Source organism: Roseovarius sp., from assembly GCF_018066915.1.
In the GTDB taxonomy this organism is placed as follows: domain Bacteria; phylum Pseudomonadota; class Alphaproteobacteria; order Rhodobacterales; family Rhodobacteraceae; genus Roseovarius.
Genome location: NZ_JAGPVV010000347.1, coordinates 48,432 through 55,787 on the forward strand (window position 1 = coordinate 48,432; position 7,356 = coordinate 55,787).

6 protein-coding genes are annotated in these 7,356 nt (G+C 54.0%); 5 read left to right on the top strand and 1 reads right to left on the bottom strand.

Going from position 1 to position 7,356, the window contains the following annotated elements:
* Nucleotides 1-119: 119 nt before the first annotated feature.
* The 3 genes from KBT70_RS19440 (at nucleotide 120) to KBT70_RS19450 (ending at nucleotide 3,759) form a co-directional block, all read left to right on the top strand.
* A complete protein-coding gene (locus tag KBT70_RS19440; RefSeq protein WP_296638024.1) occupies nucleotides 120-1,571 on the top strand; it encodes an ATP-binding protein in 1,452 nt (483 codons plus the stop codon).
* Entirely contained in the window at nucleotides 1,568-2,215 is a 648-nt protein-coding gene (locus KBT70_RS19445) for a response regulator transcription factor (protein WP_296638027.1), read from the top strand. Before KBT70_RS19440 ends, KBT70_RS19445 begins: the two co-directional genes overlap by 4 nt.
* 377 nt (nucleotides 2,216-2,592) lie before the next feature.
* On the top strand, nucleotides 2,593-3,759 hold the full coding sequence (locus tag KBT70_RS19450) for a calcium-binding protein (protein ID WP_296638029.1): 1,167 nt from the start codon (nucleotides 2,593-2,595) through the stop codon (nucleotides 3,757-3,759).
* A gap of 73 nt (nucleotides 3,760-3,832) precedes the next feature.
* Here KBT70_RS19450 and KBT70_RS19455 read toward each other — a convergent pair whose 3' ends face one another.
* Nucleotides 3,833-4,186: a hypothetical protein gene (locus KBT70_RS19455; protein WP_296638031.1), complete on the bottom strand. Its 354-nt coding sequence runs from the start codon at nucleotides 4,184-4,186 to the stop codon at nucleotides 3,833-3,835.
* 286 nt (nucleotides 4,187-4,472) lie between these two features.
* On the opposite strand from KBT70_RS19455, the gene KBT70_RS19460 reads away from it, so the two are divergent.
* Both KBT70_RS19460 and KBT70_RS20755 read left to right on the top strand, forming a co-directional pair.
* Nucleotides 4,473-5,897, top strand: a complete 1,425-nt coding sequence (locus KBT70_RS19460) for a DUF6538 domain-containing protein (RefSeq protein WP_296638033.1) — start codon at nucleotides 4,473-4,475, stop codon at nucleotides 5,895-5,897.
* A 1,012-nt stretch (nucleotides 5,898-6,909) separates the two neighbouring features.
* Nucleotides 6,910-7,089, top strand: coding sequence for a replication initiator protein A (locus tag KBT70_RS20755; protein ID WP_363271008.1), 180 nt, complete (start codon nucleotides 6,910-6,912; stop codon nucleotides 7,087-7,089).
* Nucleotides 7,090-7,356: the final 267 nt, after the last annotated feature.

Below are 7,356 nucleotides of genomic sequence, written 5' to 3' on the forward strand. Positions count from 1 at the left end.
TCTGTCAGGCTTGACACATCCGGCAAGAACGGACGGAACTCGGTTTAGATGATCCGGCGTTGCAGATGACCGCTTGATACCCAAGTCGCGAAACCGCATGCAGTGTGGCAGGAGAGCCCGTGACAGTTGTGGAAAAAGAATACGCTGTCGATGAGTCGGGTCTGGACCATGGACCGGTCAAACCCTCGGCGCGCATCTTCGGGGCGTTTCATGGCCTGCCGTTGCACCGCCGCTTTGCCATTGTCGGGGGCATTGTCAGCCTGATCGGAATGGTTCTGATCGGAGCCTTTGTCAATTCACGCATCGAGAGCGCTGTGGTGCGCAACTCGGCTATTTCCGCAGCCGTCTACATGGAGAGCCTGATCGCACCGCTTTCGCAGGACCTTGCGGACGGCGATACGCTGTCCAAGGAGCGGCGCGCCAAGCTTGAGGAAATTCTTGCGCGGCCTGCGGTGCGGGAAAGGATTCTGTCCGTCAAGATATGGAAGCAAGGCGGACTTGTGGCCTATGCCAGTGATGCAGCAATCATCGGACAGACATTCGAGCCGCATGGCGACCTTTTGGAGGCTTGGGAAGGGGATATCATCGCCGGATTTGACGATCTGGACCACGACGAATCCCGCGGCGAGCGCGCGTTTGGTCTGCCGCTGCTCGAAGTTTACAATCCGATCCATTCGATCCGGACAGGAGAGATCATAGCCGTTGCCGAATTCTATCAGGATGCCAGCGAACTCAATGATGACCTGCGTGTCGCGCGCCGGACGGCTTGGGCGGTTGTCGCGGCGGTTGCTGGTCTGACTTTTGTGACTCTGTTCGGCATTGTGCGCGCAGGCAGTCGGATGATTGAATTTCAAAAGTCGGAATTGCAGCAACGCCTGCGACAGATCACCAAGGTGGGGCTTCAAAACGATTTGTTGCGCCTGCGCATCCAGAATGCGTCGGAACAATTCTCGGCGCTCAACGAGCAACTGCTCAGGCGGATTGGGGCGGAATTGCATGACGGTCCGGCGCAGGCCCTGGCCTTTGCCAATATGCGCATCAGCGCGTGGCGCAAGGCCGGCGGACCCGAGGAGGCAGAGCTGATCTTGCGCGCGCTGGATGAGGCGTTGGCCGATATTCGCGGATTGGCGCGCGGTTTGGTGCTGCCCAAACTGGAAGGAGCCAGCATCGCGGAAACGATCCGGAGGGCCGCCGAAGCGCATGCCGAACGCACGCAGACCGATGTTATTCTCGATAGCAGCGATGACGAGGCTGAAAACCTGCGGCCCGGTCTGCCGCAACTCATTTGCATCTTTCGTTTCGTGCAAGAAGGCCTGATGAATGCCTGGCGTCACGCGGACGGCATTGGGCAAAAGGTAGAGTTTGCGATGCAGGCCGAGAGCCTTGTCGTCTCGGTAAGCGACAGGGGGTGTGGTTTTGATCCAGAGGCCAAGATCGACAACGGGCGTATCGGTCTCGCCGGGTTGCGGGAGCGGGTTCAGAGTGTTGGGGGGATGTTCAATGTCGATACGGCACCGGGGCGGGGCACGCGGTTGATCATGCGTCTACAGATTGAACAGAGTGTATCATGACAGAGCGTATCGGTATCGTCATTGCGGATGATCACCCCTTGTTTCGCGGTGGCGTCATCCGATCCTTGCACGAAGACGGCGGTTTCGAGGTGCTGGCAGAGTGCACAAGCGCCGATGACGCGGTGGCGGCAACCGCAAGGGTCCTGCCGGACATCGCCTTGCTCGACATCTCGATGCCGGGAAACGGGTTGACGGCTGCCGAACGGATATCCGAGCAGTTTCCAACCGTTCGCATCATCATGCTGACTGTTTCGGAACAGGATGATGATCTCTTGCGGGCGCTCAAGGCGGGGGCCTCTGGCTATGTTCTCAAGGGCGTCGCGGTCGAGACCCTGATCGAAGCGCTGCATAGCGTGCACGCGGGCGGCAGTTTCATCTCGCCAGGACTGGCGGGCAAGGTGCTCTCGGCGATGGGGGCGGGCAAGACCCGGAATGCGCGCGTCTCCGATCCAATCTCGGATCTGACGCATCGTGAAGAGCAGATTCTCCGTCTTGTGGCGCGCGGGGCCTCCAATCGGGAAATCGGCGAAGAGCTTGGTTTGCGCGAAGCCACGGTCAAGCACTACATGAGCTACATCTTGCAGAAGCTGCACGTTCGCAACCGGGTCGAAGCCGCCTTGATGGCGCGAGAAAAGGGACTCTGAGGCCGGAGGAGATCAGACTTTCGTGCCGATATGCCCCCGACTTTCGGCCCTGTCTTGGGACCTGCCGTTGCGCGAGTGTTCCCCAACTCTTGGTCAACACGAGAGAGAGACGACCCCTATTTCTTACCACCCTGTCCGGATTGCCGGTCCGCATGACCCGGATTTGCTGATCCCGGAGCATCCCACGGGTGGGCGTTAACGGCGTGCTTGGCTCCCCAGACCTAGCCGTCGTCGCCCCCGGTCTTTGAGGCCGGGGGCATTTTTTTAATCCCCCTCCTTTCAGACCATGGTCGGAAATTTCGCCCGACCCTTGGGCGGTTCGGGCGGCTGCAAGCGGCAGTAGGTTGGGCCCATGTCGGAGGATAGGAGTATTCCAAATGGACATCTTTGCGATCGAACGGAGATCGAACACGATCAAGATCGAATACGCGGACGGCTCACGCGAGGAAGTTGAGGCAGGCATTTACGAGCGCAAGAATTCGGACGGCGACACGGTGCAGCAACGCCGCGCAACGGCTGCCGATACCGCCAGATTGGGCGCACTGGCCGAATCCTTCGAGGCGGGCCTCTCTGCCCGGTCTGCGGTTGTGATCAGCGTGGAGGTGGTCGGCACATCGATCGAAGTCACCTATGCGGACGGCACAAAGGAAGAAATCTCGAACGGGATTTACGAGCGCAAGAACGCTGCAAACAAAACCATCATCGAGCGTGACGCCACAGTGTCGGATTCGCAGCGCCTGAACAGCCTTGCAAACGGCGGCACGCCAACGCCGGGCAGCGATGACGGCACGCCGGATCAAGGCTCGGGCGATGTGGGCACGCCCCCAAGCGTCACAATCGACGGCACGACATCAGGAGAACGTATTCACGGACGCTCAAAGGCGGAGCATATCCGCGGGCATGGCGGTGATGACGACATGCGGGGACGGGCGGGCGACGACCTGGTTGACGGTGGTTCGGGGGATGACCGTATTCGCGGGGATCGTGGTGACGACAGCGTTCTCGGCGGAGGCGGCGATGACACGCTGCGCGGGGATCTGGGAGATGATCTTGTGCAGGGCGGCGACGGCGACGACAATGCGCGCGGCGATGGCGGCAATGATACGGTCGAAGGCGGAATCGGCGATGACATTCTGCGCGGCGATGCTGGTGATGACGTCTTGCGCGGGGGCGATGGCAAAGACCGTCTCAAGGGCGGAGGCGGTGATGACAACATCGACGGCGGCGATGGCAATGATCGGGTCCTTGGCGGTCGCGGCAATGACACGCTGCAAGGGGGCGAAGGCGTTGATACCTATGAAGGTGGCCTTGGCAATGATGTCTTTGTGTTCGCAAGGGATGGCAGTCTCGACAAGATCGCCGATTTCGGGACTGGCACAGACGTGATAGACCTGAGCGCCTATGGGATTGCCAGTTTTGATGCGCTGCTCGATCTTGCGAGCGAACGCAGAGGCGATACTTTCCTGAATTTCGGCACAGGCGATGTGCTCCGGATCGACGACGTAAGATTGGCTGATCTCGACGCGTCCGATTTCATCCTGTAACCACTGCATGATCTGCGCGGCGATGGATTGACCGTCGCCGCGCAGCCATTTTGCGGCAACTGACCCGGCCGGATCAGAGAGCCTTGTGGGCCTTGTTCTTTACGGCCACGCGATGGTGCGCCCAATCACTGGAAATCCCGCGCCAGATCAGGCGCGCTGCCAGATGGGCTTCGCGCATTGCGGCATGAATATCGCGTAAGGCCACGGCACCGCCGATGCGCGTGATGCCGCCGGGTATCGGCGTTGCGCCCGGCTCTTGCAGACAGGCGCTGAGATCGTTGTGGAGGTCTTGGACAGGGGGGCTGCCAGCCTCGATCGCAACCTGATCTGCGTCCAGGGTGTGAACCGCGCCGGTGAATGTGTGAACGAACCGTGCCTGAAGCCTGTTTCCCGTGTGGGTCACGCCAATCAGTTCCAAGTCTGTCATGCACAGCACGTCTTGAAAACCCACGTTCGTGCGAAATCCCGGGCTGTCGCGAGGAGCACTTCCTGCGCGACAGAACTAAGGTGCGCCGCACAATGCGGTCACAAGTCATTGAAGTAAAGGTGGAGTTAGTGGTGCCCGGGGGCGGGACATCTCAAACTAAGCCGCGCGCGCCAATTTGGTTTTAAATTATTGTTTTTGAGCAATTTTATTGAAATATGGACAAGCGGTGTGGGGTGAGGTATGCGAGAAATGTGATACAATTTGTGATACAATTTCGGAACTAGCCATGAAAAATCTCATCAAGCGCGGAAACGTGTTTTGGTTCCGTATGAGGTGCCCCAAGAAGTACCGGAATGTCTTTGCTCAAAGCCATATAAGCGAGTCACTTGGCACCGATAGCAAGCTTGCTGCAGAGGCGTTAGTGCCGCAGGTGAAGCAGAAATGGCTTCTGGAGCTTGAGGCTCGTGAAGCCGGAACACAATCCCCCGGTTCAACGGAGACATTTCGTGCAATGCTTCAGCTCGCAAACCGGGAGGGCTTACGCCCGGCAACGGCGACCGAGCTGGCCGAAGGCAGTCTTGATGTGCTCCTTTCCAGATTATCAAAACTGCAGACAGTAGATCCAAGCGGGCAAAGTGCTCTTTTCGCGGCTTCGCTTGGAGGATTTGAATTGCCTGAAACAATGGTCTCAGAAGTGGCCACAAAGATGTCAGAATATCTACCTTCGCACGTGCAAAATAAGAACGCGCGCCAAAAACGGACGTGGGGCAACAAGTACAAGCGTGCAAGCAAGACATTTGAAGAGGCTATTGAAGATAAACCGGTCATCAAGGTTACAAAGGACGATGCATACGCCTTTCGCCGCTATTGGGCAAATAGAGTCGATACTGAGGAAATTACTACAGCATACGCCCATAAGCACATTGGCTATCTTCGGATGATAGTTGATGCATTTTACTCTCATCTGCACGTTGACGAGTATTTCAACCCGTTTAATGATTTAAATCCTATCGAAAAACCTCGATGGGAGCGACTTTCTGCCGAGAGCCGGAAACCAGAATTTACCCCAAAGTGGATTCAGGAAACAATTTTGACTGGCGAAAAGCTGAAAGATTTAAACGAACAAGCTCGCGATATTTTGATTGTTTGTGCCGAAACCGGATGTCGTCAGACTGAGATTTATGATCTTCCAGCGACATCAATTAAGCTAGCTGAAAAGGTTCCGCACATCGAAATAAAGCTTGAAACTGAGGGCGACAACAAAAGGGAAATTAAAACAAAGTCATCGAATAGAAAGGTTCCCCTGCTGGGTGCTGCCTTGGAAGCTATGAGGAGAAATCCTTGTGGTTTCCCAGCTTATCGAGGTAAAGGGAACTTTAGTAATACTGTCTCAAAACACTTCAAGGAAAAAGGCTTATTTCCTTCTGCAAATCACCAAATTTCTGGCCTCAGACACAGTTATGAAACAAGAATGCGTGTAGCAAAAATTGATAACGAAGAGCGCGCCTTCATGATGGGGCACTCGATAAGAAAGCTTCGGGGGCGAGAGGTTTATGGCACGAAAACTAAACTAGAGATTCAAGCTCTACTTGCTGAGTTGGTTGTTTTTCCAACTAAAACTTGGAAGCCCCGAACGCCCAATGAAATTCATGCCTTGATTGATGAAATTCTTGAGAAAGAAGGGCATAGATCTCGAGCTTCTATTCTTTAATTTGTATTTGCCCACTTATTTACTCTGTTTATGACTTCGGTCTTAGCCTGCAAGCTTTCAAGCTCACTCTCTAGTCGCTCAAATAGTGGTAGATAAATTTCCCCATCTTTGCGATTTTTAATTGCAATGGCGAGGTATTTTAGCGCCTTCTTTATGTTTTTTTCGTTATATTCCAATTGACTGCACCCATCTCTGGGTGACGATTTACTAATAGATGGTTAAAGTGAGTTTAAAAATATGTTCATTTTGGTTCCTTTAATCATTCATATATTCGGTGTCCTGCGCAGTGTTTTTTCAGGTGACAGTTTTCGGAAGTATCGTTGTGGTGCCCCAGATAGTGCCCCACTAAAATGTGCCACAATTGGGTCGAAATTTCCCCAATATGCGGGAGGATCAAAATTGTCGGAAAGTAATGTAAACCGGAAGCGATCGTGCTGAAATCACGTCAGGTTAAAGTAGTGAAAGGACAAGGCTATTCGTTCGCTGACGCCGCTCGACAGATCACCGTGTCTCATCAGACCAATTATTATTGATGGCTCAAATTTGAATGACGTATGATGGCAAAGCCGCGAAGAGGAAGACCGAAAGTACCAGACAGGGTACTCTTTAACATCAGATTTCGGGTGGACTATTTTTGAATGACGTATGATGGCAAAGCCACCAAGGAGACCAGAAAAGGTAAGAAAACCAGTATCCCTTATAGTTGTAAGCCATTAGCAGGCAGGTTGTTCCGCACGAAAAATAATAACTATCGTATCCTTGCACAGGTTCAGTGAGTTCCCTTTATATAAGTGCTTTCCCATCCCACCTCTGATGCAACGGTCTATCCATGTTTATTGTGCGCAGCACTGATTGCAAACATATCGTTAGCCCCTGCAATGTTTCAGACGGTCAAGGTGACTTCTTCGATGCCGTCCCCAAGGCTGATATGGCCTCGATGGAACATCTGATCTTTTCATTTTCTACCAAGCCTGATACGCGCGTCAGAGAGTATTAGAACAACGGCATCAAGATAGCGATCAAGTCATCTGTGGACGGGTTGGCAATTGTCCATGCCAGAGACATTCTGGCCTACTGCATCAGCCAGCTGATGACGGCCATCAATGAGGACAAGGAAGTTTTGCAGACTATCCGGTTTCGTACTTTCGACATGCTGGTAGCTACGAAGCGCAACACCGCAGGATCTGGTTAACCGTACAGAGATTGTTCGCAATCGCGGCATCATCGACGCTCTGGGCGGGAAGTGGACTTTCGGTGGGATAGTCAGTTGCCCCGTGGCTCAAAAAAGCAGTCACTCGGCAGTGAGTTTGGGCTGTCGCAGAACCTTTCTTATCTGTGCACAAGCAACTGTGACTGCGCAAATTCTGGTAACATGGAATTATTTCATACTTTTCGCGCAATTTACGATCCTTCAAACTGGTTTGATCGCATCAAGATGGACGACTATGCGTGCATGGCG

Bases quoted from the DNA above. Each gene is read 5' to 3' on its own strand.
- KBT70_RS19445 (WP_296638027.1), top strand. From the start codon at position 1,568: ATGACAGAGCGTATCGGTATCGTCATTGCGGATGATCACCCCTTGTTT.
- KBT70_RS19450 (WP_296638029.1), top strand. From the start codon at position 2,593: ATGGACATCTTTGCGATCGAACGGAGATCGAACACGATCAAGATCGAA.
- KBT70_RS19455 (WP_296638031.1), bottom strand. From the start codon at position 4,186: ATGACAGACTTGGAACTGATTGGCGTGACCCACACGGGAAACAGGCTT.
- KBT70_RS19460 (WP_296638033.1), top strand. From the start codon at position 4,473: ATGAAAAATCTCATCAAGCGCGGAAACGTGTTTTGGTTCCGTATGAGG.